Here is a 26,130-nt window from a genome sequence, read left to right as displayed (position 1 = left end):
TCAAGTTTTCATTAGGTGTGTATAAGCCAGCGGCCTGCGCCCCGATCAGGAAGCCTCCAGCATGGCTGCGCGGGGCTCCGCGGCGTCAAGCTTGCTTTGTTGCACGGTTGAGCTGTGCTGACGCACGATCTGCATCGCGATCTCAAGCGATTGCTCGTAATTCAATCTGGGATCCACCGTGGACTTGTAGGCCTGGGCTAGATCCGCCTCGCGGAGATTGCGGGCGCCGCCCAGGCATTCGGTCACGTTCTCCCCGGTCAGCTCCAGGTGAACGCCCCCCAGACGCGTGCCGCAAGCGGCATGGATGGTGAATGCCGCTTCCAGTTCGCTGCGGATGTTTTCGAAGCGGCGCGTCTTCACGCCGCCAGCCGTCGTTTCGCTGTTGCCGTGCATGGGGTCGCAGCACCACAACACGCGCCGCCCCTCCGACTTGACCGCTCGCAACAAGGGCGGCAAAGCGGATTCGACTTGCTCGGCGCCCATGCGCGTGATGATGGTCAATCGTCCCGGCTCGTTTTCGCGATCCAAGGCCTCGATGACGCGCAGCAATTGCTCGGGCTTCACGCTGGGGCCAACCTTCAAGCCGATGGGATTGCTGATGCCGGCGCAATACTCCACGTGCGCGCCGTCAAGCTGGGCTGTACGCATGCCTATCCACGGAAAATGCGTCGATAGATTGAACCAGCCCTCATGCTGCGGCACTTGGCGAGTCATCGTGGACTCGTAAGGCAGCAGCAGCATTTCATGCGAGGTGTAGAAATCCACTTTCGGGTAGCAGCCAAACGATTGGCCGCCCAGCGCTTCCATGAAACGGATGGACTCGCCGACCGATTGCGCCATTTTCCAGTACTCGTCGCGCAAAGGCGCATGCGACACCCACTCCAGATCCCAATACTCCGGATGATGCAAATCGGCGAAACCGCCGTCGATCAGCGCCCGCACGAAATTCATCGTCAGCGCGGATTTGGAGTGCGCGTCTATCATCCGGCGCGGATCCGGCTCGCGCTCCCTGGCGGTGAACGCGCTGCCGTTGATGATGTCGCCTCGATAGCAAGGCAGGGTCACGCCATCCCGCGTCTCCATCTCCGCCGAGCGCGGCTTCGCATATTGCCCCGCGAAACGGCCTACCCGCACCACCGGCAGTTTCAAGCCGTGCACCAGCACCAGGCTCATCTGCAACAGCACTTTCAGCCGATTGGAAATCACGGAAGGCGTGCAGTCTGAAAAGCTTTCCGCGCAATCCCCCCCTTGCAGCAGAAAGCAGCGCCCCGCCTCCGCGTCCGCCAATTTGCGCTTCAGCGCCAGCACCTCCCAAGAGGTGACCAGCGGCGGCAGGGCGCCCAGCTCGGCCAAGGCCCGCTCCAGTTCGGCAGCGTCGCGATAGGTCGATTGCTGCAACGCCGGCTTGCTTTTCCACGAGTCCGGAGACCACAGCTGAGCATTGCGCGCAGACGAAAGAGTATGTTCCATGATTGCCTTTCAGGTTGCGCGCCCCCTCGGCTGACGAGGCGGGCGCGCCATCGTTTTCCGCTTACAACTTGACGATAACCATGCCGAGATAACGGCCCTTTGCCGTATCCCGCAACGCTTCTGTCGCGCGTTCCAGTCCGTCTATCATGGTGAAGGGGAAGGTGATGTCCCCCGCGCTCAACCACTCCGGCAGACGCTGCAGCCATTCTTCGCGCGCTTCCGGATTGTCATCGGCGCTATAGCCCCGCATGGTGATGCGCTTCAGCAAGAACTGGAGCCCATCCAGCTCCACCGGCGCCACCCTTCCGGTTCCGGTAGCCGCCAGCTGGCCTGACAGGGTGCCGATGCTCAGGAAGCGCGCGCCCTCCCGCGCGGCCGCCAGCGACGCCTGCAAGGTTTCGCCTCCCACCATGTCGATGAACACATCGATGCCGCCCTGCGAAGCATCCAGCAATTGGTCGGCCAGAGCGCTTCCCTCGCAGCGCGTCACCGCCGCGTCGTAACCGAGCTCGCTGATCAAACGCCTGCCCTTTTCCTGGGTGCTGGTGCTGCCGATGACGCGCTTAGCGCCCAGCTTGCGAGCGATCTGCCCCGCCATCGAACCGATGGCGCCGGCCGCGCTCGACACAAACACCGTATCGCCAGGACGGATCTGCACGCCGCGGGTCAGGGCGGCATAAGCGGTCCAGCCATGTCCCAGATAGCCGAGGCGGCCTACCGGCTCCGGCATCGGCGCGCCGACGCGCTCGCATTGCGCCAGGGGAACGGCGGCGTAATCCCGCCATCCCATGAAGTGCGTCACCCAGTCTCCCGGGGACAGATTCGATCCCGCCGGCGCCGCCAGCACTTCGCCCAGGGCTTCCGCCCGCAGCACGTCTCCCGCGTTCAAGGCGGGGAAAGGCACGCCCGGCACATCCTCGGCGCCTTCGCTGATCATGGCGCGCAGCGAGGCCGACACTAAAAAGTAATGATTGCGAACCAGAACCTCGCCCGGGTTCGCAACCGGCATGGCGGCTTGCGCCAATTCAAAATGTTCTGGGGAGGGCAGGCCTTTGAGCCGCTCTATCAAACGGATTTCACGCTGCAGTGTTGGCAATTCCATCATCGGTTCCTAACTGGCGATTTGTTTTAATCAAAACGCAGCACAGATGCATGCGCAGCTTTTATAGACCCGCCATTCTTTTCAATATGAAATGCCAATGTCAATACAGTAAAAAAACTTTGACATTTCTCCCGCCTGCGGAGCCTGCTTTTTAGTTTTGCGCTGCGCTTTCTGTCTCAAAAAAGCCGAAACCTTATCCTATCGACGCAATCGAGTTCCAAATAAAAATAACTACTACGTATTTTATTAATTGAAATAATCACAAATAGATAAAGATTTTAATGAATAGTCTGATTTCAAATTTAAATAAATTCTTCACTCCAATTTAATGTTGACGCTATGAAACAAAATCAATAGCATCCTCGGAAATTTTATGTTGAAGTCATTAATTGAGAAACTAAACCCTGGCTGAATAAGTGCTCAGGTTATTAATCATATGGAAATAAAATAAGCATAATAAAGTTTCAACAAACAAAGAAAACATGGTTAAAAATGCCAATCCAATCCTAGCTAAACGAAAAACACAGCTATTGCGTGGGAAAACAAAAGCAGACAAACAGTCACCAAAAGAACAATAAACCTTGAGCCAAAAATCAAATAAAGCGTTAACCGAGGAATTGCCATAAAACCTCAATACAACCCTCATTAACTAAAATAATATTTCACAAAACCCGCTAAAAGCAGATGCATTCGCATAAAGGCTGTTAGATGCATTTCCCTATAAGAGCAGGCATCAGTGGGCATAACCATATTAAGACCGTGATGAATTAAGCCGACCGGCATGAAAAGTCTTAATCACCCTTCGTTCAGGCTTCAACGACAAACGTAAACCATCGGAGAAATCATGAATACCACGGAAACGACCCGGCACACCGCTGAGCGCCACGCCTCCTCATTGGAAAAGCAGGCGGCGCATGAAGACCATTCTGCTGCGGATGCGGACAATCACAGCTACGCGATTGCCCAGGCCGCAGCCATCCGCTCCACGCTGTCCGAAGAAGCGCAGACATCCGATCAGCAGCGCCGCTTGACCGAACGCTCGGTCGACGCCGTGGTGGGGGCCGGCATGTTCCGACTCTTCACGCCCAAGCGTTATGGCGGGTTCGAGGCCAAACCCAGCGTGTTGTTCGATGCCTGCGTGGAGTTGGGCAGAGGATGTTGTTCCGCCTCATGGGTGGTCAGCGTGCTCAATATGGGCAATTACATGGTGGGACACTACCCGGTAGCCACGCAGGACGAGGTTTGGGGCGAGGATCCGGACATCGGCATCGCGCTGATCATTTCGCCATCCCGCGCCAGCGTGGAACGCGTCGAAGGCGGCGTCATCGTTTCCGGCGAATGGGGCTATGCCTCCGGCTGCCTCCACGCCGGCTGGATCGCCGCGCTCATTCCCAAAGGCATCGCGCCGGACGATGAAACGCCCAACCTGATCCTGATGCGCGCCGAGGACGTGGAAATCCGCGACACCTGGCATATCACCGGCATGCGCGGCACCGGCAGCAACACCGTCGTCGCCAAGGAATTGTTCATCCCCAATCATCGCATCACGCCTTACGCCCCCATCGTCACCGGGAAAAATCCCCACATCGCCGCGCGGCACCCGCTTTACAGCGTCAGCTTTTCCGGCCTGCTGTCTCTCGGGCTGCTAGGGCCGCAGCTGGGCGCGGTCGAAACCGCATTGAATATGGTGCGCGAGCAATCGCACGACCGCCGCGTCACCTCCTCCACCTTCCGCAGCCAGGCCCAATCGCCGGCCTTCCAGACCGATATGGCCGAGGCCGCGATGATGATACAAGGCGCGCGGCTGCACGCCCGCCAGATCGTCGACACCGTCGAACACCATGCCTTGTCCGGCGCGCTGCCGGATGAGTTGACGCGCTCCAGCTTCCGCATGGAATCCACCCGCGCCACCAAACTCTGCCGGGACGCCATCGAACGCATCCTCACCGCTTACGGCAGCGCGGCCTTCATGGAGAGCAATCCGCTGCAGCGGATCTGGCGCGACATTCATGTCGGCAGCCGCCACGCCGGCTTCGGCATGGGCATTCCGCAACTGGTCTACGGCCGTTCCTTGGTTGGCCTGGATCCGAGAGAAATCAGCTATCTGGTCTAAATCCACGAACCGGTCCGCCATGGACCCTGGGAGCGCATATGTCTGTTCATGAAAACACCCTGGATGCGGCCAACGATCAGGACGCTATCCGCCGGCACAACCGGCAAATCGTCGAGCAATACATGCACACGCTGGGCGAAGCCCGATTGAAGCGGCACTTGCTGTTCACCGAAGACGGCGTCGGCGGCCTGTGGACCACCGATACCGGCCAGCCTATCGCCATCCGCGGACGCGACCGTCTGGCCGAACATGCGGTCTGGTCGCTGCAATGCTTCCCCGATTGGAAATGGACCGACATCGAAATCTTCGACACCCAGGACCCCAATCACTTCTGGGTCGAGTGCCGGGGCGAAGGCGCGATCCTCTTCCCCGACTATCCGCCGGGCATCTATCGCAACCACTTCCTCCACTCCTTCCGCTTTGAGAATGGCCTGATCAAGGAGCAGCGCGAATTCATGAACCCATGCGAGCAGTTCCGCTCGCTCGGCATCCCGCTGCCCGCCATTCGTCGCGCGGGTCTGCCAGCTTAATTCGGAATCAGCAAGGAGGCGAACCATGGCCGGTATTCCCCAAATCCAACACTACGCTTTGCCCGCGGCATCCGATCTCCCTGAAAACCTGGTGTCATGGCGGCTGGAGCCCTCGCGGGCGCTGCTGCTGATTCATGACATGCAGAACTATTTCCTGTCGCCCTTGCCGGCCGCGCTGCGCGACACGCTGCTCGCCAGGGTCGCCGGCTTGCTGGGACGCTGCCGCGCGGCGGGCATTCCCGTCGCCTACACCGCCCATACCGGCCGGATGACCCGGGAGGAGCGCGGCCTCTTGCTCGACTTCTGGGGCCCCGGCATGGAAACCACGCCGGCCGACCGGGACATCGCCGATGCCGTCCGGCCCGACGAGGGCGATTGGCTGTTCGCCAAATGGCGCTATAGCGCCTTCCATCGCACCGAATTGCTCAACAAGATGCGCGCAGCCGGCAAAGACCAATTGATCCTGTGCGGCGTATACGCCCATATCGGCATACAGGCGACCGCGGTCGAAGCGTATTCCAACGATATTCAAGCGTTTCTGGTAGCCGACGGCGTGGCGGACTTCTCCGAACGCCAGCATCTCCAGATGCTGGAATACATCGCGCAATGCTGCGGCAAGATCGTCGTCGCCGAGGAGGCGCTGGCATGAGCGTCGACCTGCTGGACCAAGCGCTCAGCGGTCAGGCCTCCTCCTTCGCCTTGCTCTGCAGGGCGGGGGGCGCCGCGCGCCAGGCGCACGTCGACGTCATCATCGGAGAGCTGTGCTATCCCGCCTCATTGCAGGATCTGCCGCTGCGGGACGCGGCGCGAAACGGGGGGCAGTCATGGGATTGGCTGCTGCTGCTGCCTTACCGGCAAATTCTGGAACGCGGATTCGCATGCCGGGACGATGGCGCGCCGCTGCTCGCCATCCGCTGCCGCCAGCATGAGCAGCTGCCGGTCCAGCAAGTCCTGTCGCGGCTGCCGGACACGCCCACCCGCTTGAGCGAGCGCCGCTTCGACATCGACGACGAGGCTTACGCTCGCATGGTGGAGCAAGTCCTGGCGGAAGAAATCGGCCATGGTGCGGGCTCCAATTTCGTGATCAAGCGCACGCTGGAAGGGCAGCTCGATCACTATTCGCTCGAGCAGGCCTTCTCGGTATTCAAGCGTTTGTTGCGCCAGGAATCCGGCGCGCACTGGATCTTCCTGGCCCACACGCCGGAGCGCACCTTCATCGGCGCGACGCCGGAGCGCCATTTGACCTTGCATGACGGCGTGGCGACGATGAATCCGATCAGCGGCACCTATCGTTACCCCCAGAGCGGACCGACGCTGGCCGGCATCCGGGCCTTTCTCGAAGACCGCAAGGAGTCCGACGAGCTGTACATGGTGCTGGATGAAGAGCTCAAAATGATGACCCGCCTCTGCCACAGCGGCGTGCGCGTCACCGGACCGCATTTGCGCGAAATGGCCAGACTTGCCCATACCGAATACTTCATTTCGGGAAAAACCGATGCCGATGTCCGGCATCTGCTGCGGGAAACCTTGTTCGCCCCCACCGTGACCGGCAGCCCGATCGAGAGCGCCGCGCGAGTGATCGCCAGGCACGAACCGGTCGGCCGCGGCTACTACAGCGGCATCGCCGCCTTGATCGGCCAGGACGAGCAAGGCGGCCGCATGCTGGATTCGTCGATTCTGATCCGCACCGCGGAAGTTTCCCCTCAGGGCCGCGTCCGCATCGGCGTCGGCGCCACGCTGGTCCGCCATTCCGTTCCCCGTTCGGAAGTCATGGAAACCCATTCGAAAGTGGCAACCTTGTCCAACGCCTTCGATCCGCACGCCGGCGCGCAACCGTTTGGAGAGCACCCGCTGGTCCGGGAGGACCTGGCCAAACGCAACGCCCATATCGCCGACTTCTGGTTCCGCGCCGCCGATGCCGACAACGGCGCGTCGCGCGAGCTGGCCGGCCTGCGCACGCTCATCATCGACGCCGAAGACCACTTTACCGCGATGATCGCCCACCAATTGCGCGCCCTGGGCCTGGAAACGGACATCCGCCAAGCCCATGAGCCCGCCGATATCGACGCCTACGACGTCGTGGTGATGGGCCCCGGCCCCGGCGATCCCCGCGCCCTCGACGAGCCGCGCATCGGCCAGCTGCATGCCTGGATACGCCGCTTGCTGGCGGACAAGAAACCCTTCGTCGCCGTTTGTCTCAGCCATCAAGTGCTGAGCGCGACCTTGGACATTCCCCTGCGCCAGCGCGCCACGCCCAATCAAGGCATCCAGGTCGAGATCGACCTTTTCGGCCAGCGGGAGCGGGTGGGCTTCTACAACGCCTTCGCGGCCTATTCCGCCCGCGACGCGCTGGCTATCGAAGACGTCGGCCCGGTCAGCGTCTGCCGCGACCCCGCCAGCGGCGAAGTGCATGCGCTGCGCGGCGAGTCGTTCAGCTCGATGCAGTTTCACGCCGAATCGGTGCTGACCGTCGATGGCCCGCGGATTCTCGCCCAAGCGCTGGCTCACGCCCTGCGCGGCGCAGGCCGCCTCGGCCAGACCGTTCCGCCTCAGGCGATAGCCTCTCATTAGGATAAGGGTTGCATGAACATCGACATCGTGTGGTGGGACCTGGACACCCCTCCGCAAACGCTAGCGTCCTTGCAAAACCAACTGCGCGAAGAAGGCGTGGACGCGTGGACTCGCGTGCCCGGCCTGGCGCGCAAGCATTGGATCTTCGATCCAGAAACCAAGCGCTGGGGCGCGCTCATGCTGTGGGATGGCGAGCGCCCGGCCAATGAGCAGCTGCCGCCCAACCGCGCGCAGCAACTGATAGGCCAGCCGCCTTCGCTGCGCGCGCGATTCGCCGTGGCGGCGACCGCCGAGCGGGACCGCGCCCTGCCGTGGCTCGCCGGACTGAAACCGCATGGCGGCGCGGGCATAGACTATATCGTGGTGGATGCCTTTACCCGCACCCCGCTGGAAGGCAATCCCGTCGCCGTCTTCCTGCTGGATCAGCCGCTGCCGGCGGAGCGCATGCAAAGCATCGCCCGCGAAATGAATCTGTCCGAATGCACCTTCGTGATGCCGCCCAAACAAGGCGGGGATTGCCATGTCCGCATCTTCACGCCGGTCAACGAGCTGCCGTTCGCCGGCCATCCGCTGCTGGGCACCGCCGTCGCGCTCAGGCACTTGAGGGATCAACCCGCGTTTGTGTTCGAAACCGGCATGGGGCTATTCCGCTTCGATGCCGAGCCCGAGCAGGCCGGCCGCGCCTTCGTCACCATGCGCCAGCCCATTCCAAGCTGGGAGCCCTATCAGCATGCGGATCGCCTGCTGGAGGCGTTGGGCCTGGCCTCTTCCGTCCTGCCCGTCACCGCCTACCGCAACGGCCCGCGCCATGTGCTGGTGGTGTGCAAGGATGTCGAAGCCCTGTCCAATGTCCGGCCTGACCACCGCGCGCTCGCCGATTTCGAGGACATGTCGGCGATTTGCCTGGCGCCGGCCGGCGATCATTGGCGCTGCCGCATGTTCTCCCCCGCCTATGGCGTCACCGAGGACGCGGCGACCGGCTCGGCCGCCGGGCCGATCGCCATCCATCTGGCGCAGCACGGCCTGATCGACTGGGGGCAGCCGCTGCACATCCTGCAGGGCGTGGAAATCCAGCGGCCTTCGCATCTGTTCGCGCTGGTGAAGGGCCATGCGCGAGACATCCAATCGGTCGAGGTCAGCGGGCATGGCGTCGTCGCCGCCCATGGCCGGCTGACCCTCTAAGCCATCGCGCATCGGAGCATCACTGATGAAGACCAGCCGATTTGAGACGCTGACCGGACGGGTTGATATCCCGTTCCCCGAATATGACGCGCCCCCGCCCAACCCGATGACGCTGATGCGCCGCTGGCTGGACCATGCGCAAACGCTGCCGGTGCGGGAACCCAAGGCGATGGCGCTGGCCACCGCCGGCAAAGACGGGCGGACATCCACCCGCATCATCGCCTTCAACTCGATAGACGAGCGCGGCCTGGTATTCTGCACCCACGCCTCCAGCCGCAAGGGACGGGAGATATCGGAAACCGGCTGGGTCTCCGGCATTCTGTATTGGCGCGAGACCGGCCAGCAAATCATGATCTCCGGCCGGGCCGTCCTGCTGGACGAGCAAGAGGCCGACACGCTTTGGTTCGCCCGCCCGGTGCCCATGCACGCCATGTCGACCGCGTCCAGCCAAAGCGATGTACTGCTCGACCGCGCCGCCCTGCTCGGCGAGGCCGACGCCTTGTTCGCCACCGGCAAGGCCTTGCCCAGGCCCAGCCGCTTCGTCGCGTACCGCATTGAACCGCAAGAAATGGAATTCTGGTCGCCCAGTCCGGATCGGCTGCATCATCGGCTGAAATACGATCTCGACGGGTCCATCTGGAAAACCTCCCACCTGCAACCCTGACCCCACTTTCAGACAAGGAAGCCAGCTTGTGACGACTCTCGATATTCCGGCCGGCGTCGGCCAAACCGCCCTGTTCATCGCCTGGCAACGCCATGCGGAAAGCCAGCGCCCGGACGCGCTGTTTCTCGACCCGCTGGCCGCGTCGCTGATAGACCAGCTGGAGGGCACCGAAACCCACGCCCACGTCAGCAATGTGGCGCGCCTGGCCAAGTTTCCCCAGTACTTCGTGGTGCGCACCCGCTTTTTCGACGATGCCATCCAGGCGGCGCTGGAAGGCGGCATCCGCCAGATCGTCACCCTGGCTGCCGGCATGGACGGCCGCGCCCTGCGGCTGGCCTGCCCGGAGGGCACTCGCTGGTTCGAGCTGGATCTCGACGAGATGATCGCCTTCAAGCGCGAACTCGTTAACCGCTCCCGCCTGCCGCTGCAGTGCGAGTGGCGCCCCCTGGCCGCCGATCTGACGACCGATTGGGAGCAAACCCTGCTCGCCGCAGGCTACGACCCCGCCCAGCCGACGATCTGGCTGGTCGAAGGGCTCCTCATGTATTTAAGCGAACAAGACGGCGATGCCTTGATCAACCGGATCACCGCGCTGTCCGCGGCCGGCAGCTCGCTGCTGCTCGAGCACCTCGACACCCGCATGCTGCAGGAAGAGGGCCGGGAGGCGCGGGCGCGCGTCGAGTCGCAAGGCGCGCGCTGGCTGTCCGCGCGCGATGACATCGCCGACTGGCTGGGACGAGACGGCTGGCGCGCCGCCACATTCGCCTCGACCTCGCCCGCCATCGCCCATGGCCGGCAAGTCGCGCCGATTCCGGCCGGCTGGTTCGCCTCGGCCATCCTGGCGCCCTAAGCGACATAAGCCGCTCAGCCGGCGGCTATTCGGTTCGCGCCTGCGCGATGCCGATAGCCGCGCGGCGCAAAACTTCGAGCGCCGATCTCGGCCATTCGCCACCCGCTGCGCCGTAAACGCCCCTTATCCTCCCTCCTGGCGATGGCCCATTCTCAAACGCTGCAAATCCAGCTTCGCCACGACAGCGGCGCGCCGCGCGCCATCCCCGCCTAGCTGGGATATAATGCGAGGTTCACTTCATTTTCCAGGAAACGCCCGTGTCCGAGCGCCTGTTCGTGCTGTCCCAACATGTGATGCCCAAGCTGGCGCTGACCCGGCTGGCGGGTTGCCTCGCCTCTTGGCAAGGCGGCGGCATCACCACGGCGGCCATCCGCCGCTTCATCGCCCGCTACCGGGTGGACATGAACGAGGCCGCCAATAGCGACCCGGCGGCCTACGCCACCTTCAACGACTTCTTCACCCGCGCGCTGAAACCGGGCGTGCGCCCCTTGGCCGACGCCCGACTGGTCTGCCCGGTGGACGGCGAGGTCAGCCAGCTAGGCGCCATTGACAGCGGCCGCATCTTCCAGGCCAAGGGCCGCGATTACAGCGCCACCGCGCTGTTGGCCGGCGACGCCGAATTGGCGGCGCGCTTCGCCGACGGCCATTTCGCCACCATCTACCTCAGCCCGCGCGACTACCACCGCATCCACATGCCCTGCGCCGGCAAGCTGCTGGAAATGACCTATGTGCCGGGCGATCTGTATTCGGTGAATCCCGCCACCGCGCGCGGCGTGGACCGGTTGTTCGCCCGCAACGAGCGGGTGGTGTGCGTATTCGAGGATGAGCAAGGCCAGCCCTTCGTGATGGTGCTGGTCGGCGCCACCATCGTCGGCAGCATGGCCACCGTCTGGCACGGCGTGGTCAATCCGCCGCGCCGACCGGCGGTGGAAAAATGGGATTACCGCAGCCAGGACATCCGCCTGGCCAAGGGCGAAGAGATGGGCCGCTTCCTACTCGGCTCCACCGTGGTGCTGCTGTACCCGGCCGGCCCGCTCAAGTTCAACCCGCAATGGCAGGCCGCCAGCCCGGTGCGCATGGGCGAGAAAATGGCCGACTGAGCCAATTGCCATCTCGGCAGACAAACGCGGCCTTGCGCCGCGTTTTGCTTTTCTCACTCAGCAGGGTTGATAAGTAGAAATAACTATCAAATGGGAATTATCGATTGCCTATCTAAAATGACAAGGCACCTACGGCATCGTTTGCCGGAAGGGCAACCGTCCCTCGGAGGAGGCTGTCATGCATATCGCCGATGTCTTGCGCAAAACCATCCACAACCCGGCTACCTGGAGCAAGCAGGAGCTCTACGACAATCTACAGGCCGCGGTGGATGTGGAGCTGTGGACCATCCCGCTCTACCTGACCACCCTGTATTCCATCCAGGGGCTGAACGCCAATAATCAACAAGCCTATCCCGCCACCGCCAAACTGATTGAAAGCGTGGTGATCCAGGAAATGCTGCATCTGGAGCTGATCTCCAATCTATGCAATGCGCTGGGCTATGCGCCGCAATACCCCTTCCCGACTTATGAAGAGGCGGAAGGCATCCCCTTCCTCAAACCCGATGTGCCACCCAAGTACGCCGGTTACCAGGTTCAGCTAGGGCCGCTGGACATCAACCAGCTGAAGCTGTTCTGTGTGATCGAACTGCCCGAGCCCGCGGGCAAACCGGATTGGAACAAGCAAACTCGCTACAACTCGATAGGCGAGCTATACCAGGCGCTGGAAATCGCCGTGTCGCTGCAATGGAAGGACCTATACGTCGGCGCCGCCGCCAACACCAAGCAGCAGGCCAACTTCACCGACTACACCCAGAAGAACAGCAAGGGCATCGGTTTCAGCCAGACCATCAACAGCCTGGACCAGGCGCTGGCGGCGATGCAGGCCATCGTCAAGCAAGGCGAGGGCAACCGCGCCACCGAGGAAATCCCGCCCCGCGACCAGCCGCCGGCGGAAAACCCCGCCAATTACGACCCCAGCGATTTCGACCCCTCGCAAAGCCATTTTCTGAAATTCAACGAAATCCTCAACATCCTGCTTCTGGACGCCCGGCGCTGGATCCCCGCCACCTACCCGCTGATTCCGAACCCTGACAAGCAACAGCTGGCCGAACAAGCCCAAGCGCAAATCCAGCTTCAAACAGGCTTCCGCGCCTTCCTGTCCGAACTGCAAACCGGCTTCAACGCCGCGCAGCCGAATCAGCAGATGCCTGACAGCTTCTACACCAGCATGTTCAATCTGCAAAACCTGATCACCGCCGTCTGGCAAACCGGCGCGGTGCCGGCCTTTCCCACTCACTGAACCAAGCGCTCCCGACAAAACATTGAAGGCGAGCGCAGCAGGGAGCAAGCTTTGCTCCCTGATTTTATTTATCCTGCCTCGCCATCCGCACGCCTTTCCCGTCATCCGCCCCTGCCCGGATGACAAACGCGACGCTTTTCCAAAATCAGGTTTTGCCCGAAGCTTGATCATGACTGCCCAGTCGGCGTCGCGCTTGATCCTGCCATCTCATCAGCAATAAGACGGCAACAACCCCCATCGCGCCGCTCGCCGCGGCGATCGACAGTAATTGTCCTATCCAGCCCATGCCCATTGCCAGACTGAAACGCGATGCCAGCAGCGCAGCGACCGGCATCATCAGCAACATAAACATGCAGTAATAGCCATAAGTCCAAGAAACTGAATTCATGCGCGCCTCGCCGTCATTTTCTCGGTAAGGCGCGCAGATCGACTTGCCGCCCATCTGCGCGCCTTATTCGCCCTAATTCAACGTTTAATCCTTAGCAAAGCAAGGGCCGCGTCCCGGGCTGGAACACTTATCCGCCCACCACAGGCCCACCGCGGTGGAAGCCGCGCCTATCCCACCCAAGCCCACAGAGGCCGCAGCCAAGCCCGCGCCCAAAGCGACGGGAGCGGCGGCCACCGCGAGCGCGCCGACCGTTGCCACGCCCAAGCCGATTGCAACTTGCTTGACATCCGCTCCACCATTCACCGCTTCGATTTCCAACAGTATCAACTCTTTCATTTCATACCCTCTTCAAAATGGATTTCAAATTTTACCGATCTCGCTCGGTAGGTGAATAATCCCACAAAATTAAATGACAATGAAATAATAATTCATTATTTAGCTTTAAAATAAAAATATATTTCATTTCATAGCTAAATAATCTTTATCGCCATCAATAAAAAAGCCGGGCAAATGCCCGGCTTTGTCTGATCAAGCTAAACTGTCAGATCAGTTCTTGGACTGGTCCACCAGCTTGTTCTTGGCGATCCACGGCATCATCGCGCGCAGCTCGGCACCGACCTTCTCGATCGGATGGGCGGCGGTCAGACGGCGGCGGGCGGTCATGGACGGGTAGTTGGTCTTGCCTTCCAGGATGAACATCTTGGCGTACTCGCCGCTCTGGATGCGGTACAGCGCCTTCTTCATCGCTTCCTTGGTGGCGGAGGTCACCACTTCCGGGCCGGTCACGTACTCGCCGTACTCCGCGTTATTGGAGATCGAGTAGTTCATATTGGCGATGCCGCCTTCGTACATCAGGTCGACGATCAGCTTCAGCTCGTGCAGGCACTCGAAGTAGGCCATTTCCGGCGCGTAGCCGGCTTCCACCAGCGTCTCGAAGCCGGCTTTCACCAGCTCGACGGCGCCGCCACAGAGCACGGCCTGCTCGCCGAACAAGTCGGTCTCGGTTTCCTCGCGGAAGTTGGTCTCGATCACGCCGCCCTTGGTGCCGCCGTTGGCCGCGGCGTAGGACAGCGCCACATCGCGCGCCTTGCCGGACTTGTCCTGGTAAACGGCGATCAGGGTCGGCACGCCGCCGCCCTTCAGGTACTCGGAGCGCACGGTGTGGCCCGGGCCCTTGGGCGCCACCATGATCACGTCCACATCGGCCGGCGGCACGATCTGGTTGTAATGAATGTTGAAGCCGTGGGCGAAGGCCAGCGCCGCGCCCTTCTTCAGGTTGGGCGCGATGTCCTTGTGGTAGACGTCCGGCTGCGATTCATCCGGCAGCAGGATCATCACCACGTCGGCCTTCTTCACCGCCTCGGCTACTTCCTTGACCTTGTGGCCGGCCGCTTCAGCCTTCTTCCACGACGCGCCGTCCTTGCGCAGGCCGACGATGACGTCGACGCCCGACTCCTTCAGGTTCTGCGCATGGGCATGGCCCTGCGAGCCGTAGCCGATGATGGCCACTTTCTTGCCCTTGATGATGGAGAGATCGGCGTCTTTGTCGTAATAAACTTTCATTTCTTTATCCTTGGTATTTGTTTGCTAAGGGACTTGCTGCCCTGCTCAGATTTTCAGAACCCGCTCGCCTCGACCAATGCCGGATGCGCCGGTACGGACCGTTTCCAGGATCACTGCGCGGTCCACCGCCTCGATAAAGGCGCCAAGCTTTTCGCTCGTACCAGTCAGCTCGATGGTGTAAGTCTTTTCCGTCACGTCGATGATGCGTCCGCGGAAGATGTCGGCCATGCGCTTCATCTCCTCGCGGTCCTTGCCCAGGGCGCGGACCTTGATCAGCATCATCTCGCGTTCGATGTGCTCGGATTCGTTGAGGTCTATCACCTTGACCACCTCGATCAGCTTGTTGAGCTGCTTGGTGATCTGCTCGATGACTTCGTCGGAACCGTGGGTGACGATGGTCATCCGCGACAGCGTCGGGTCCTCGGTGGTGGACACTGTCAGCGAATCGATGTTGTAGGCGCGGGCCGAAAACAGCCCCACCACGCGGGACAAGGCGCCCGCTTCGTTTTCCAGAAGGATGGATAAAATATGTCGCATGCCGGCCGCCTTAGCACATATTGCCGTAGTCACGGTTGTTCTCGAAGGGCACCTGCTGGATATCGCGCATATGCGGCGGCAGGTCCATCTCATCCAGCCCCTTGCCGTTCTGGATCATCGGGAACACGTTTTCCGACTGATCGGTGCGGAAGTCGATAAACACCAGCCGCTCTTTCAGCTTGTCGCTGAACGCCTCGCGCAACACCGGCTCCACATCGGACGGATTCTCCACCTTGAAGCCGATATGGCCATAGGCCTCGGCGATCTTGACGAAGTCCGGCAGCGCGTCCATATAGGACTCGGAATAGCGGGTGCCGTAGAAGAACTCCTGCCACTGGCGCACCATGCCCAGATAGCGGTTGTTCAGCGCCAGCACCTTCACCGGGGTGTGGTATTGCTTGGCGGTGGACAGCTCCTGGATGTTCATCTGGATCGAGCCCTCGCCGGTGATGCAAGCCACCTGCGCATTAGGGTTCGCCAGCTGCGCGCCTATGGCCGCCGGCAAGCCGAAGCCCATGGTGCCGAGGCCGCCGGAGTTCAGCCACTGCTTGGGGCGGTCGAACTTGTAGTACTGCGCCGCCCACATCTGGTGCTGGCCCACGTCCGAAGTGACGATGGCCTGGCCGCCGGTGACTTCATACAGCGTCTGCACCACCGCCTGCGGCTTGATCAGCTCATCGGACGGGGTGTAGAGCAGACAGTTGTGGCCGCGCCACGCCTCCACCTGCTTCCACCATTGCGCCAGCGCGGCGGCGTCCGGCTTGCCGCCGGACTGCTTGAGCTGCTCCAGCATGTCGCGCAGCACCAGCTTGACGTCGCCGACGATGGGAATGTCCGCCTTCACTCGCTTGGAGATCGAGGACGGATCCACATCGATGTGGATGATCTTCTTCGGCCGGCTGAGGAAGTGCGATGGCACGCTGATGACGCGGTCGTCGAAGCGCGCGCCCACCGCCACCAGCACATCGCAATGCTGCATCGCCATATTGGCTTCGTAAGTGCCGTGCATGCCCGGCATGCCCAGGAACTGGCTGTCCGAACCCGGATAAGCGCCCAGGCCCATCAAGGTATTAGTACAGGGCACGCCCAGCATGCGCACCAGCTCGGTCACTTCAGCCTCGGCCCGGCCCTGCACCGCGCCGCCGCCGACATAAATGAAAGGACGCTTGGCCTCAAGCAGCAGGTTCACCGCTTTCTTGATCTGTCCGCTGTGCCCGCGGGTAGCCGGCACGTAAGAGCGGATGTGCACGCTGTCCGGGTAATGGAACTCGGCGCGATGCTGCGTCACGTCTTTGGGGATATCCACCACCACCGGGCCGGGACGGCCTGATTGGGCGATATAGAAAGCCTTCTTGATGGTGGCCGCCAGATCGTTGACGTCCTTCACCAGGAAATTGTGCTTCACGCACGGCCGGGTGATGCCCACCATGTCCACTTCCTGGAACGCGTCCAGGCCGATGGCAGGCGTGGCGACCTGGCCGGAAATCACCACCAGCGGGATGGAGTCCAGATAAGCCGTGGCGATGCCGGTGACGGCGTTGGTCGCGCCCGGTCCCGAGGTGACCAAGGCCACGCCCACCTTGTCGCTGGAACGCGAGAAGGCGTCGGCGGCGTGCACGGCCGCCTGCTCGTGACGCACCAGCACGTGCTTGAACTTGTCTTGCCGGAAGATGGCATCGTAAATTTCCAATACCGCGCCGCCCGGGTAGCCGAAAACAAATTCGACTCCCTCTTCCTGCAGGCAGCGGACCAGTATTTCGGCGCCCGATATCTGCATATCGCCTCTATTTCTTAGTTGATTTCATCCCGTTTGCTCAAAGACCTTAGCCTAAGGCTCAAACCATGGTCAAGTGATTTTGTGCAGGTGCAAAATAACGCTAAACCACGGTTATTTCAGGCAAAAAAAACGGACTAGCCTAGAGATTTCTGCTCTGCTACCATCATTGGTTGGCATCAACTTGAAACGCACAGATGGCAAGCCGCAAAGAAATGGCCGACTTCCTCGAGTCGGTGGAGAAGCGCGCCTTCAAACAGGCGCTATACGCGGTGCGTCAGGAAGACAATGCGCTGGACATCGTGCAGGATTCGATGATGAAACTGGCCGACCGCTACGCTCACGCGCCGGCGGAAGAGCTGCCGCTGATCTTCCAGCGCATCCTGCAGAACACGATCCGCGATCACTATCGCCGCAGCAAGGTGCGCAGCTTTGTCAGCACCCTGCTGTCCTCGCTGATCCCCACTCACGCCGAAGACGACACCCTCGACCCGCTGGAGACGCTGGACGTCGCCGCCGACGAGGCGCACACCAATCCGGAAAAGTGGTATCAGCGCAAGGAAGTGGCCGAGATGATAGACGCCTCGCTGCAGCTCCTGCCAGCTCGTCAACGCGAGGCTTTTCTGCTGCGTTATTGGGAAGGACTGGATGTCGCCGAGACCGCCCTGGTGATGGGCTGCTCGGAAGGCAGCGTGAAGACCCACTGTTCGCGCGCCAACCACACCCTTGCCGCCATTCTCGCGCAGAAGGGAGTATTGCTATGAAACACCCCCACGATAGCCAGGGCGACCATCTGCCGTCCCATATCACCCGCATTCTCGACACCCGCAACACCGATCCCACGCCGACGCAACAAGCCAAGCTGCGCCAGGCCCGCATGGCCGCGATGGAGCGCTTCGACGAGCGCGTCCAGCAGCCGATGCGCCTGAAGGAAAAAGTGTCGTTATGGGTGCAGCGCCACACGCTGTTGCTGCGCCGCGGCGGCGCCGCGCTGGGTTTCGCGCTGGCCACCGGCGCCGGCATGCTGCTGCTGGAAGGCTTTTTGCTGGAAACCGATGTCGTCGACGCGGCCGTGCTGTCGCAGGACATCCCGCTCAACGCCCTGCTGGAGCCGCATTTCAGCCGGGGGATGCATGACTAGCTTCCCGCGCTTGTTCGCTGCGGCGGCCCTGCTGGCCGGCCTGTGCTCTCCCGCCAGCCAGGCATCCCCGCCCAGCGACCCGCGCTGGGAACAACTCGGCGTAGAACAACAGCAAGTGCTGGCGCCGTTGGCGGGCGAATGGAACCGCTATTCCGCCGAGAAAAAACAACACCTGCTGGACATCGTGCCGCGTTACCGCGCGCTGCCGGCCGAGCAAAAACAGCGCGTGCAGCAAAACCTCAAAGCCTGGTCCGAACTGACCCCGCAGCAACGCCACGAAATCCGCGGCAACTGGGACAAGCTGCAAAAGCTGCCGCCGGATCAACGCCAGCAGGTGATCCAACGCCTGCGCCAACAAAACGCCTCTTCCGCCCAATGACCGATACCCCGCCCAGCCTGGCGCGCTGCCTGGCCAGCCTGTTTTACGAATCGCTGCTCATCGTCGCCATGATGCTGATCAGCAGCGCCGTGCTCACGCCTTTGCAACTGATGCTGGGCCAGGACTCCTGGCTGCTGCACAGCCTGATCCAGTTAGCCGTCGCCGGCGTGCTGTTCGCCTATTTCGGCTATTGCTGGACCCGCAGCGGCCAGACCGCGGCGATGAAAACCTGGCATATCCGGCTGGTGCGCGCCGACGGCCAATTGCTGGGCTGGCCGCAGGCGCTGATGCGCTACGCCATCGCCGCCATGCTGTTTGTCGGCCTGCCAGTGATCTCCTACCTGGGCTGGCAGCGCAGCTACGGCGACCACCCAGCCCTGAAGTGGCTGGCGCTGCTGTGGTGGCTGGTGCCCTTCCTGTCCCGCTTCTACGATAAAGACCGCCGCCACCTGCACGACAGGCTGGCCGGCACCCGCCTGCTGCTGCTGCCCAAGCCGGCGCGCGGCGGAAAGTAAGCGCTTGGCCGCCAAGCCGGCGAGCCAGAGGCGTCAGCCCTGCAACTGCGGCAGGTCGGCCGCAAACTCCAGCAGCGCATCCAGCACCATCCTCACCCTCGCCGGCAACACGCGCCGCTCCGGCCACACCGCGTAAACCGGCCGGGTGGCGATTTCCCATTCGCCCAACACCCGGACCAAGCGGCCATCCGCCAATTGCCGATGGCAAATGCTGAGCGGACTGACCGCGATGCCCGCGCCTTCCTCGGCCAGGCGGCGCGTCAGCAGCATATCGTTGGTCCGCACCGCCGGTTCGACAGGCCAAACCGCCTCTTCTCCGCTCTCCCTATGCCTAAGCTTCCAGCGCTCGAACGGCTCGGCCAGCAATAGCTTGTGCGCAGCCAGCTCCTGCGGCGTTCCCGGCATGGCATGCGCAGCCGCATAAGCGGGCGACGCCACCAGGATGGTGCGCACCGCGCCCAGCCTGCGCTGCCGCAGCGAGGCATCCGACTGCTCGCCCACCCGCAAGGCCAGATCGGCCATGCCGCTGTATAAATCATCCAGGCTGTTGTTCAGCTTCAACTCCAGCCTGAGCTGCGGATGATCGCGCAGCAAGCGCGACCACACCGGCACCAGCATGTCATTGGCCATGCTCAAGGGCGCCAACAGCCTCACCACGCCCTCCACCCGGTTCAGCGCGCCATCCAGGGCCGCCGTCTCCTGCCGCAAAGCCGTCAGCAAAGGCTTGCAGCGCTCGTAGTATTGCCAGCCCTCATTGCTCGGCGCCATCCGCCGCGCGCTGCGGCTCAGCAGCTTGCAGCCCAGTCTGGCCTCCAAGGCCTGCAGCCGGCGGGTCAGAGTCGGGGCCGGCATGCCCAGCCGCTTGGCCGCGGCATTCAGGCTGCCGGCATCGACAATCGCCACAAATAGTTCCAGATCATCCAGCATGATTGCAAAAATGAAATTTGAAATTGATTTTTTCATTCTATTTTCGCAATTCGATTTTGACTAGACTCCACTCGTCGAAACCTGAATGGAGCGCGCCCTATGTCCCCCGCCCTTCGCCAACGCCTGCTGTTCTCGTCGCTGATGTCGGCGGCGATGTCCTTGATCATGACGGCCTGGTTCACCGCGCTGAATCACGGCCTGCATGCCGACTTCGCCTCGCTGTGGCTGCGCGCCTTCGGCCTGGCCTGGCCGCTGGCCCTGGCGTCGGTATTGTTGCTGGCCCCGTCGCTGCAGCGACTGACGCGGGCGCTGCTGGCGCGCTTCGACTCATCCGCCGGCGACACGCCGGCCCTCAACACCAAAGGAGCAAGATCATGAGAGTGGATTACACCCAACTGTCGCCCAAGGCTTACCAGGGCCTGCTGGCCTGCAAGAACGCGCTGGCGGAAAGCCCGCTGGGCCTGCCTTTGATCGAATTGGCTTATTTGAGGATCGCCCAGCTCAACGGCTGCGTGTTCTGCCTGAAATTGCACAGCCATGCGCTGCGCCGCAAGGGCGAAAGCCAGGAAAAACTGGATGCGCTGGCTGGATGGGATGTGGCGGAAGAAAAGCTGTTCACCCCGCGGGAAAGAGCCGCGCTGGCCTGGACCGAAGCGGTGACCCGCATCGGCGAAAGCCGCGCGCCGGACAGCCTGTATCAAAGCCTGCGCGAGCACTTCAGCGACGCGGAAATCTCCGACCTGACGCTGGCCATCGCCTTGATGAACGCCTTCACCCGCATTGCGGTGGCGGTGAGGCAGTAAGCCCACTCGCCGCAAAAGCAAAAAGCGGCTGACAATGATTGCCAGCCGCCTTTTTCGGCCTTGCCGCCCAAACCTTCCGCTAGAGTCCGTTACGCGGCCACCACTGAAGACGGAGCAGCACAAATATCTTGCTTAGAAGTGCCAAGTAGCAGTTACTTCAATTTTCGGCTTCTCACCGCTTCCAGCAGTAACCTTCACAGAAACATCGACGCCACCCTCAACCAAATCCAGTTCACGGGAAGACAGCTCGACAACTTCAGCAGCAGAATGCTGTTCAATTTTATTGTTAAACATAATTATTTCTCCTTTTTTGAGTGATTTGCACTTTTAATGCCATTAAAATTTATCTTCGGAATAATATTATGTCAACATCTTAATTGCACATAGGTTTAACATGACTAAAATTTTATTATTTATAAATAAATAATTCACTTATAACTATAATAATGATTAAAAATTGCATTTTTAAGATAAAATAAGCATTTTATTAAATTGAAGTCAATTCAATTTACATTGAATCAAGAATTGCAACTTAACTTTCACACTATTTTTTACTTTATTGTCATTACTTATTGCCCAATACCGTCCACTGCAATGCGGTGGCTTATTCCTGCCAAGCACCACTGGATAGCAAACTTACCCACAGCCCGCCTTGAAAACAAAAGTTCTCCACAAAAAAGGGATGGCTCCATGCCATCCCCTTGTTATCAGACAACAGCCCACCCCCTCGACAGAAAACGGGATAAGCAGCCATATTTTCAAAACATTCAAACCAGTAGTCGTTGATACGCCTTTGATCCACTGACATACGTCGCCGCCACCGCACGGTCGTCGCCCAGCATCATCTGGATGAACAGGGCTTCGGAGAGGTCGCGGGCATAGCGCATGCGGAAATCCAGCAGCGGCGTGGAGCGCAGATTGAGCACCGCCAGATCGGCCTCCATGCCCGGCGCGATGCTGCCGACCTTGTCGGCGATGCCCAGCGCTTCGGCCCCGCCGCGGGTGGCCAGATAGAAAGCCTGAACGGCGGACAGCGGCTTGCCGTGGCTCTGCGCCGCCATATAGGCCGCATTCATCGTCTGCAGCATGGAGAAGCTGGTGCCGGCGCCCAGATCGGTGCCGAGGCCGAGCGGAATCGGGCGCGCGCTCTCCACGCAAGGGCGCAGGTTCAGGCTGCCGGAGCCGAGGAAGAAATTGGAAGTCGGGCAATGCGCCAGCGAGGCGCCGCTGTCGCGGAAGGCATCCAGCTCCTCACCGGACAGATGGATGCCATGGCCATAGATGGCGCGCGGCCGCAGCAGCCCGTAGCGCTGATAGACGCTGGCGTAGTCGCGGCAACCGGGGAACAGCTGCTTGACCCAGGCGATCTCGTCTAGGTTTTCCGAAATATGCGACTGGATGGCGACATCGGGAAACTCCGCCGCCAGCGCCCCCAGCATTTCCAATTGGCCATGGCTGGAGGTGGGAGCGAAGCGCGGGGTGATGACGTATTCGGCGCGGCCCTGGCCATGCCAGCGCTCGATCAGCGCGCGCGAATCCTCGTAAGCGGTCAGCGGCGTATCCAGCAAGGCGTCCGGCGCATGGCGATCCATGCACACCTTGCCGGCCAGAATGCGCAAATTGATGCGCGCCGCTTCCTGGAACAGCATTTCCACCGAGGCCGGGTGCACCGTGCCAAACACGCAGCCGGTGGTGACGCCGTTGCGCAGCTGCTCGGACAAGAAGACCTGGGCCACTTCGCGCGCATGCAGCTCGTCGGCGAAGCCCTGCTCGGTGACGAAGGTGTAATGATGCAGCCAGTCCAGCAGCTGCTCGCCGAAGGCGGCCATCATCTCGGTTTGCGGATAATGGACGTGGCAATCGATGAAGCCCGGCAGGATCAGATGGTCGGGATAGTGCGTCAAAGCCACATCCGGCGTCAGCGTGGCCAATAGCTCAGCCGCCGGCCCGCATGCCGCGATGCGGCCATTTTCCATCACCACCAGCGCGTCGCGCTGGAACACCAGGCTATCCTGCTCGGCCTGCCGGAAGGGATTGCCCCGGAAGGTCAGCACATCGCCGCGTACCGCTGTTTTCAAGCTCTGCTCCCGCCGCGTCCGCGGCCTTGGTTTGACGGTTTACTCGTCAACTATCTTCATATAAAGAATCTTCACATGTAACTATAACGCCGATCATCGCGGCAGGGCAAGTCAAGCTGATCAAACGCAAGTTTCACGGCGATGCCGCTTTTCCTTTACATGAAGATAGTATATTTTCAAGTCGTGATACTCTTGCGCCCGATCGCGTTTGCCTTCTTTGGATTGGAACCCGCAGCATGCAGCAAGCACCAGACCAGATTGACCGTATCGTCGCCCTGTGGAACGAAGTCCGCCCCGACCTCGACACCTCCGCCACCGAAGTGATCGGCCGCATTGTGCGGATGGAATACTTCATCACCCGCCGGGTTTTGCAGGATTTGGCACGCCATAATCTCAATGTAGGCGAATTCGACGTGCTGGCGGCCCTGCGCCGCGGCGGCGAACCGTATCAGTTGTCGCCCAACCAGCTGCAAGGCATGGTGCTGATTTCCTCCGGCGCGCTGACCAATCGCATCAACCGGCTGGAAGAGGCCGCACTGGTGAGCCGCTCGCCCGATCCGGACGACCGCCGCGGCGTGATCGTCACCTTGACGCCCAAAGGCTTCCAGGTGATAGAAGACGCCGCCGGCCATCACTTGGCCGCAGAGGCCGAGTTGCTGGACATGCTCAGCGAGGAAGAGCGCCAAACGCTGGCCGGCCTGCTGAAGAAGATGCTGCAGTCGCAAGAAGACTAAGTCGCATTGACATGCCCATGACATGCATGAAAAGCTGTCTCTTTCCCTAGCGTCCGCTTTCCGCATGTTTGTCTGCTATCTGGGCCTGCGCTGGCAGGCCTTTCGCCATTCGCTAGCCGAATTGCTGCGCCGCCGGGTCTGGTGGTTGTTTTTGCCTGCGCTGGCCTATTTCTATTTGTTGGCGCACGGCGGCGACGCCGCGATTTTCTGGCTGCCCGCGTTGCGCGGCTGGCCTTTCCCCCTGCTGATCGCCAGCTATGCCTTGCTGTTCTGGCTGCCTTTCTTGTCCAGCGTCGACAGGCTGCGCCCGCCGGAACTGTCGTCCCTGCTCGCCAGCTTGCCCATTCCCGCCGTTTGGCATCGCCTCGCTGATATTTTACTGGCGCTCATCGCCTGCTCCGCCCTGCCCGGCTTGCTGCTGTTCAGCGCTGTAACCTCCTGGCTGCGCGGCGGCTGGGTGTCCTCCGCCAGCTTGATGCGGCTAAGCGGGCTTGGCCTGCTCAGCTGGATGCTTGCGAGCGGCCTGCTCTGGCTATGGCTGCAATGGCAGCAGTCCCGTCGCCATCGGCTATATCAGCCCCCATGGCGCGCCCGGCCTTTGTATCTATGGCTGCCTCTCAACCACACGCTGGCTACCCTGCCCGCCAAATGGCGCGCATTGCTGCTGGCGGCGTTTCCAATTCTCGCCCTGGCGCTCACGCTGTTGAGCTGGCATTACCAGATGCTGCTGGCGATGCTGGTTTTCACGCTGCTACAACTGGCTGGCAAGTTATGGCATGACAGCCTGGAGCGCAGCCGCCAACAGCTCCAGACTCAGTTGGCCCACTGGCCCTTGCAGCCCAGGCGTTTGCGATGGCACGCCACCGCACTGGGCCTCGCGCCCTATTTCACCCTTAGCCTCTTATTCATCACGCTCATGCTTTTTCAGCCGGCGGCGCATTTGACGCCTTTGCTATGGCTGGGCGTCTCCATGCTTGGCTTTTGCCTGCTGCTGCGTTCAGCCCACGCCAAACCGCTGGCCGAGTCCTATCCCTTTTACCTGCTGAGCTGGGGTCTGCAGCTGGCATTCCTGTCGGAGCTGTCCGGATGAATACCCTAATCTTGCGACAAGTGGGCATCGCCTATCCTGGCCGAGTGATCGCGGAAAACCTGTCCTTGCAACTGGAGCCTGGCATCCATCAATTGCGCGGCCGCAATGGCAGCGGCAAATCCAGCCTGCTGCGGACACTGGCCGGCGCGCAGGCCGGCTATGTCGGCAACGTTTCGCTCAATGGCATAGCCGAGCGCACGCAGCCGGTCGACTACCGTCGCCAGCTGTGCTTTTCCGGCAGCGAGGATTTGCCGCTGCCCTGGTTGACTCCCGCGCAATTCCAGCACATGGCCGCGCAGCTGTTTCCCGATTTCGACATGGCTCGCTGGCTCAAACTATTGCGTGATTTCGCGGTGGAAGCGATGGCGGAGCAGCCGATGTCGCACTTGTCGCTGGGCAGCCGCCACAAGTTCCAGCATGCGCTGGCCTTGGCCAGCCAAACCGCGCTCTTGCTGTTCGACGAGCCCTTCAACGCGCTGGATCAGGCTTCGCTGCGGGTATTGGAAACAGAGATGCTGGAGGCGAAACGGCGCGGCGCCATCGTGCTGTTCACCAGCCATCAAGCGCAGATTGCTTTGCCAACCGACAGCGAATGGGAAATCGGCGACAGCCGCCTCGCGCGGCTGGCCAAGGCCAGCGACCCTTTATTGATTGAACCCGCGTAGGGCGGAAGCCCGGTCTTATCGGGCGTTCCGCCATTCTCCACATCACAGGCTCCCGGCGGATCGCCCCCTGCGGGGCATCCGCCCTCAACGCGGCCGCTTGTCGGCCGCCAGGCGCAAGCCCGCAGGCGGCGTCCAGGCCCAGCGCTTCTTCCAGGCGCCCACCACCCGGTCCGGGTATTCCGGCCGTCCCAGGCTGCCGTTGTAGCGGCCCAGCGCGCGGAACAGATTGCCGCGCTCCACGTCCAGGTAGTAGCGCAGGATAGTGCAGCCATAGCGCAGATTGGTGGTGAGGTCGAACAGATTATGCTGCGGCGTGCCGATATGGCGGGTCCAGAACGGCATCACCTGCATCAGGCCGCGTGCGCCGGCTCCGGAGATGGCGTATTTATTGAAGCCGCTCTCCACTTGAATCAGGCCCAACACCAATTGCGGATCGAGCCCGGCGCGAACGGCTTCGTACTGGATGGCGGTGAGCAGGCGCTCGCGCACCCAGGGGTCCGGAATTTTCTTTTGCAGCCGGGATGACATCTCGGCCAGCCAGGCCTGGCCTTCGCGCGGATCGTCGAACACCAGCTTGGGCGCGTTGACGTCGGAAATGGAGCGGCTCATCGCCGAGGCCACGTTGGCGGACAAGGCCTCCTCTTTTTGCGCGCCGGCCCAAGCGGGCGCGGACAGCAAAATGGCGGCCAGGACCAAGACCGGCGTTAACGCCTG

29 protein-coding genes are annotated in these 26,130 nt (G+C 61.4%); 18 read left to right on the top strand and 11 right to left on the bottom strand.

Annotated elements, in window-relative coordinates; all coding sequences use genetic code 11:
* Positions 1-45: 45 nt before the first annotated feature.
* Together NKT35_RS09435 and NKT35_RS09430 are read right to left on the bottom strand one after the other, a co-directional pair.
* Positions 46-1,470: a class II 3-deoxy-7-phosphoheptulonate synthase gene (locus tag NKT35_RS09435; RefSeq protein WP_254300743.1), complete on the bottom strand. Its 1,425-nt coding sequence runs from the start codon at positions 1,468-1,470 to the stop codon at positions 46-48.
* Positions 1,471-1,531: 61 nt separating this feature from the next.
* Positions 1,532-2,572 (bottom strand): MDR family NADP-dependent oxidoreductase, encoded by a 1,041-nt coding sequence (locus tag NKT35_RS09430; protein ID WP_505190912.1) that lies wholly within the window; start codon positions 2,570-2,572, stop codon positions 1,532-1,534.
* An 844-nt stretch (positions 2,573-3,416) separates the two neighbouring features.
* Here NKT35_RS09430 and NKT35_RS09425 point away from each other — a divergent pair.
* The 9 genes from NKT35_RS09425 (at position 3,417) to NKT35_RS09385 (ending at position 12,822) form a co-directional block, all read left to right on the top strand.
* Positions 3,417-4,685: an acyl-CoA dehydrogenase family protein gene (locus tag NKT35_RS09425; RefSeq protein WP_254300741.1), complete on the top strand. Its 1,269-nt coding sequence runs from the start codon at positions 3,417-3,419 to the stop codon at positions 4,683-4,685.
* A 38-nt stretch (positions 4,686-4,723) separates the two neighbouring features.
* A complete protein-coding gene (locus tag NKT35_RS09420; protein WP_254300740.1) occupies positions 4,724-5,215 on the top strand; it encodes a PhzA/PhzB family protein in 492 nt (163 codons plus the stop codon).
* A 25-nt stretch (positions 5,216-5,240) separates the two neighbouring features.
* Positions 5,241-5,864, top strand: a complete 624-nt coding sequence (locus NKT35_RS09415; RefSeq protein WP_254300739.1) for an isochorismatase family protein — start codon at positions 5,241-5,243, stop codon at positions 5,862-5,864.
* Positions 5,861-7,786: an anthranilate synthase family protein gene (locus tag NKT35_RS09410; RefSeq protein ID WP_254300738.1), complete on the top strand. Its 1,926-nt coding sequence runs from the start codon at positions 5,861-5,863 to the stop codon at positions 7,784-7,786. The genes NKT35_RS09415 and NKT35_RS09410 overlap by 4 nt, the downstream gene beginning before the upstream one ends.
* Before the next feature lie 12 nt (positions 7,787-7,798).
* Positions 7,799-8,968, top strand: coding sequence for a PhzF family phenazine biosynthesis protein (locus NKT35_RS09405; RefSeq protein ID WP_305883472.1), 1,170 nt, complete (start codon positions 7,799-7,801; stop codon positions 8,966-8,968).
* Positions 8,969-8,993: 25 nt separating this feature from the next.
* Complete coding sequence (gene phzG / locus NKT35_RS09400) at positions 8,994-9,632, top strand: phenazine biosynthesis FMN-dependent oxidase PhzG (protein ID WP_254300737.1); 639 nt, start codon at positions 8,994-8,996, stop codon at positions 9,630-9,632.
* A 28-nt stretch (positions 9,633-9,660) separates the two neighbouring features.
* Positions 9,661-10,482, top strand: a complete 822-nt coding sequence (locus tag NKT35_RS09395) for a class I SAM-dependent methyltransferase (protein WP_254300736.1) — start codon at positions 9,661-9,663, stop codon at positions 10,480-10,482.
* Positions 10,483-10,739: 257 nt separating this feature from the next.
* Positions 10,740-11,582 (top strand): archaetidylserine decarboxylase, encoded by an 843-nt coding sequence (asd, locus tag NKT35_RS09390; protein WP_254300735.1) that lies wholly within the window; start codon positions 10,740-10,742, stop codon positions 11,580-11,582.
* A 178-nt stretch (positions 11,583-11,760) separates the two neighbouring features.
* Positions 11,761-12,822 (top strand): ferritin-like domain-containing protein, encoded by a 1,062-nt coding sequence (locus NKT35_RS09385; RefSeq protein ID WP_254300734.1) that lies wholly within the window; start codon positions 11,761-11,763, stop codon positions 12,820-12,822.
* Between the two features lie 145 nt (positions 12,823-12,967).
* On the opposite strand, the gene NKT35_RS09380 is transcribed toward NKT35_RS09385, so the two are convergent.
* The 5 genes from NKT35_RS09380 to ilvB form a co-directional block, all read right to left on the bottom strand.
* Positions 12,968-13,264: an NfeD family protein gene (locus NKT35_RS09380; RefSeq protein ID WP_254300733.1), complete on the bottom strand. Its 297-nt coding sequence runs from the start codon at positions 13,262-13,264 to the stop codon at positions 12,968-12,970.
* A 30-nt stretch (positions 13,265-13,294) separates the two neighbouring features.
* On the bottom strand, positions 13,295-13,546 hold the full coding sequence (locus NKT35_RS09375) for a hypothetical protein (protein ID WP_254300732.1): 252 nt from the start codon (positions 13,544-13,546) through the stop codon (positions 13,295-13,297).
* A gap of 210 nt (positions 13,547-13,756) precedes the next feature.
* On the bottom strand, positions 13,757-14,773 hold the full coding sequence (gene ilvC, locus NKT35_RS09370; protein ID WP_043578325.1) for a ketol-acid reductoisomerase: 1,017 nt from the start codon (positions 14,771-14,773) through the stop codon (positions 13,757-13,759).
* Between the two features lie 45 nt (positions 14,774-14,818).
* Entirely contained in the window at positions 14,819-15,310 is a 492-nt protein-coding gene (ilvN, locus tag NKT35_RS09365) for an acetolactate synthase small subunit (RefSeq protein ID WP_254300731.1), read from the bottom strand.
* A 10-nt stretch (positions 15,311-15,320) separates the two neighbouring features.
* On the bottom strand, positions 15,321-17,087 hold the full coding sequence (gene ilvB, locus NKT35_RS09360; RefSeq protein ID WP_254300730.1) for a biosynthetic-type acetolactate synthase large subunit: 1,767 nt from the start codon (positions 17,085-17,087) through the stop codon (positions 15,321-15,323).
* Between the two features lie 194 nt (positions 17,088-17,281).
* On the opposite strand from ilvB, the gene NKT35_RS09355 reads away from it, so the two are divergent.
* Genes NKT35_RS09355 through NKT35_RS09340 form a run of 4 tightly spaced genes read left to right on the top strand, consistent with a single transcriptional unit; the run spans position 17,282 to position 19,119 of the window.
* A complete protein-coding gene (locus NKT35_RS09355) occupies positions 17,282-17,848 on the top strand; it encodes an RNA polymerase sigma factor (RefSeq protein ID WP_254300729.1) in 567 nt (188 codons plus the stop codon).
* Complete coding sequence (locus NKT35_RS09350) at positions 17,845-18,225, top strand: DUF3619 family protein (protein ID WP_254300728.1); 381 nt, start codon at positions 17,845-17,847, stop codon at positions 18,223-18,225. The genes NKT35_RS09355 and NKT35_RS09350 overlap by 4 nt, the downstream gene beginning before the upstream one ends.
* A complete protein-coding gene (locus tag NKT35_RS09345; RefSeq protein ID WP_254300727.1) occupies positions 18,218-18,604 on the top strand; it encodes a DUF3106 domain-containing protein in 387 nt (128 codons plus the stop codon). Before NKT35_RS09350 ends, NKT35_RS09345 begins: the two co-directional genes overlap by 8 nt.
* Positions 18,601-19,119: an RDD family protein gene (locus tag NKT35_RS09340; protein WP_254300726.1), complete on the top strand. Its 519-nt coding sequence runs from the start codon at positions 18,601-18,603 to the stop codon at positions 19,117-19,119. The genes NKT35_RS09345 and NKT35_RS09340 overlap by 4 nt, the downstream gene beginning before the upstream one ends.
* 33 nt (positions 19,120-19,152) lie before the next feature.
* Here NKT35_RS09340 and NKT35_RS09335 read toward each other — a convergent pair whose 3' ends face one another.
* Positions 19,153-20,046 carry a LysR family transcriptional regulator gene (locus tag NKT35_RS09335; protein ID WP_254300725.1) on the bottom strand — a complete coding sequence of 298 codons (894 nt, stop codon included), beginning with the start codon at positions 20,044-20,046 and terminating at the stop codon, positions 19,153-19,155.
* A 99-nt stretch (positions 20,047-20,145) separates the two neighbouring features.
* On the opposite strand from NKT35_RS09335, the gene NKT35_RS09330 reads away from it, so the two are divergent.
* Both NKT35_RS09330 and NKT35_RS09325 read left to right on the top strand, forming a co-directional pair.
* Entirely contained in the window at positions 20,146-20,424 is a 279-nt protein-coding gene (locus NKT35_RS09330) for a DUF2798 domain-containing protein (RefSeq protein ID WP_254300724.1), read from the top strand.
* The gene (locus tag NKT35_RS09325) at positions 20,421-20,849 is read left to right on the top strand and encodes a carboxymuconolactone decarboxylase family protein (protein ID WP_254300723.1); all 429 of its coding nucleotides are present in this window, start codon (positions 20,421-20,423) and stop codon (positions 20,847-20,849) included. Before NKT35_RS09330 ends, NKT35_RS09325 begins: the two co-directional genes overlap by 4 nt.
* A 132-nt stretch (positions 20,850-20,981) precedes the next feature.
* Here the strand turns inward: NKT35_RS09325 and NKT35_RS09320 are convergent, their stop codons facing one another.
* Together NKT35_RS09320 and guaD are read right to left on the bottom strand one after the other, a co-directional pair.
* Positions 20,982-21,143, bottom strand: a complete 162-nt coding sequence (locus NKT35_RS09320; protein WP_254300722.1) for a hypothetical protein — start codon at positions 21,141-21,143, stop codon at positions 20,982-20,984.
* Between the two features lie 473 nt (positions 21,144-21,616).
* Positions 21,617-22,927, bottom strand: coding sequence for a guanine deaminase (guaD, locus tag NKT35_RS09315; RefSeq protein ID WP_254300721.1), 1,311 nt, complete (start codon positions 22,925-22,927; stop codon positions 21,617-21,619).
* Positions 22,928-23,163: 236 nt separating this feature from the next.
* Here guaD and NKT35_RS09310 point away from each other — a divergent pair, with 236 nt between their 5' ends.
* Genes NKT35_RS09310 through NKT35_RS09300 form a run of 3 tightly spaced genes read left to right on the top strand, consistent with a single transcriptional unit; the run spans position 23,164 to position 25,416 of the window.
* Positions 23,164-23,661 carry a MarR family winged helix-turn-helix transcriptional regulator gene (locus NKT35_RS09310; protein ID WP_254300720.1) on the top strand — a complete coding sequence of 166 codons (498 nt, stop codon included), beginning with the start codon at positions 23,164-23,166 and terminating at the stop codon, positions 23,659-23,661.
* A gap of 22 nt (positions 23,662-23,683) precedes the next feature.
* Positions 23,684-24,751 (top strand): hypothetical protein, encoded by a 1,068-nt coding sequence (locus NKT35_RS09305; RefSeq protein ID WP_254300719.1) that lies wholly within the window; start codon positions 23,684-23,686, stop codon positions 24,749-24,751.
* Positions 24,748-25,416 (top strand): ABC transporter ATP-binding protein, encoded by a 669-nt coding sequence (locus tag NKT35_RS09300; protein ID WP_254300718.1) that lies wholly within the window; start codon positions 24,748-24,750, stop codon positions 25,414-25,416. The genes NKT35_RS09305 and NKT35_RS09300 overlap by 4 nt, the downstream gene beginning before the upstream one ends.
* Positions 25,417-25,500: 84 nt before the next feature.
* On the opposite strand, the gene NKT35_RS09295 is transcribed toward NKT35_RS09300, so the two are convergent.
* The gene (locus NKT35_RS09295; protein ID WP_254300717.1) at positions 25,501-26,112 is read right to left on the bottom strand and encodes a lytic transglycosylase domain-containing protein; all 612 of its coding nucleotides are present in this window, start codon (positions 26,110-26,112) and stop codon (positions 25,501-25,503) included.
* Positions 26,113-26,130: the final 18 nt, after the last annotated feature.

Source organism: Chromobacterium sp. IIBBL 290-4 (genome assembly GCF_024207115.1).
Classification (GTDB): domain Bacteria; phylum Pseudomonadota; class Gammaproteobacteria; order Burkholderiales; family Chromobacteriaceae; genus Chromobacterium.
This window is presented reverse-complemented; position numbering and strand designations above follow the sequence as displayed.

Coding starts and splice junctions, on each gene's coding strand:
- NKT35_RS09335 (WP_254300725.1), bottom strand. CDS start 20,046: ATGCTGGATGATCTGGAACTATTTGTGGCGATTGTCGATGCCGGCAGC.
- NKT35_RS09320 (WP_254300722.1), bottom strand. CDS start 21,143: ATGTTTAACAATAAAATTGAACAGCATTCTGCTGCTGAAGTTGTCGAG.
- NKT35_RS09385 (WP_254300734.1), top strand. CDS start 11,761: ATGCATATCGCCGATGTCTTGCGCAAAACCATCCACAACCCGGCTACC.
- NKT35_RS09410 (WP_254300738.1), top strand. CDS start 5,861: ATGAGCGTCGACCTGCTGGACCAAGCGCTCAGCGGTCAGGCCTCCTCC.
- NKT35_RS09425 (WP_254300741.1), top strand. CDS start 3,417: ATGAATACCACGGAAACGACCCGGCACACCGCTGAGCGCCACGCCTCC.
- NKT35_RS09310 (WP_254300720.1), top strand. CDS start 23,164: ATGCAGCAAGCACCAGACCAGATTGACCGTATCGTCGCCCTGTGGAAC.
- NKT35_RS09345 (WP_254300727.1), top strand. CDS start 18,218: ATGACTAGCTTCCCGCGCTTGTTCGCTGCGGCGGCCCTGCTGGCCGGC.
- NKT35_RS09300 (WP_254300718.1), top strand. CDS start 24,748: ATGAATACCCTAATCTTGCGACAAGTGGGCATCGCCTATCCTGGCCGA.
- phzG (WP_254300737.1), top strand. CDS start 8,994: ATGAAGACCAGCCGATTTGAGACGCTGACCGGACGGGTTGATATCCCG.
- NKT35_RS09375 (WP_254300732.1), bottom strand. CDS start 13,546: ATGAAAGAGTTGATACTGTTGGAAATCGAAGCGGTGAATGGTGGAGCG.
- NKT35_RS09355 (WP_254300729.1), top strand. CDS start 17,282: ATGGCAAGCCGCAAAGAAATGGCCGACTTCCTCGAGTCGGTGGAGAAG.
- NKT35_RS09435 (WP_254300743.1), bottom strand. CDS start 1,470: ATGGAACATACTCTTTCGTCTGCGCGCAATGCTCAGCTGTGGTCTCCG.
- NKT35_RS09305 (WP_254300719.1), top strand. CDS start 23,684: ATGCATGAAAAGCTGTCTCTTTCCCTAGCGTCCGCTTTCCGCATGTTT.
- NKT35_RS09350 (WP_254300728.1), top strand. CDS start 17,845: ATGAAACACCCCCACGATAGCCAGGGCGACCATCTGCCGTCCCATATC.
- NKT35_RS09415 (WP_254300739.1), top strand. CDS start 5,241: ATGGCCGGTATTCCCCAAATCCAACACTACGCTTTGCCCGCGGCATCC.
- ilvN (WP_254300731.1), bottom strand. CDS start 15,310: ATGCGACATATTTTATCCATCCTTCTGGAAAACGAAGCGGGCGCCTTG.
- ilvB (WP_254300730.1), bottom strand. CDS start 17,087: ATGCAGATATCGGGCGCCGAAATACTGGTCCGCTGCCTGCAGGAAGAG.
- NKT35_RS09430 (WP_505190912.1), bottom strand. CDS start 2,572: ATGGAATTGCCAACACTGCAGCGTGAAATCCGTTTGATAGAGCGGCTC.
- NKT35_RS09330 (WP_254300724.1), top strand. CDS start 20,146: ATGTCCCCCGCCCTTCGCCAACGCCTGCTGTTCTCGTCGCTGATGTCG.
- NKT35_RS09325 (WP_254300723.1), top strand. CDS start 20,421: ATGAGAGTGGATTACACCCAACTGTCGCCCAAGGCTTACCAGGGCCTG.
- ilvC (WP_043578325.1), bottom strand. CDS start 14,773: ATGAAAGTTTATTACGACAAAGACGCCGATCTCTCCATCATCAAGGGC.
- NKT35_RS09405 (WP_305883472.1), top strand. CDS start 7,799: ATGAACATCGACATCGTGTGGTGGGACCTGGACACCCCTCCGCAAACG.
- NKT35_RS09340 (WP_254300726.1), top strand. CDS start 18,601: ATGACCGATACCCCGCCCAGCCTGGCGCGCTGCCTGGCCAGCCTGTTT.
- NKT35_RS09420 (WP_254300740.1), top strand. CDS start 4,724: ATGTCTGTTCATGAAAACACCCTGGATGCGGCCAACGATCAGGACGCT.
- NKT35_RS09380 (WP_254300733.1), bottom strand. CDS start 13,264: ATGGGCGGCAAGTCGATCTGCGCGCCTTACCGAGAAAATGACGGCGAG.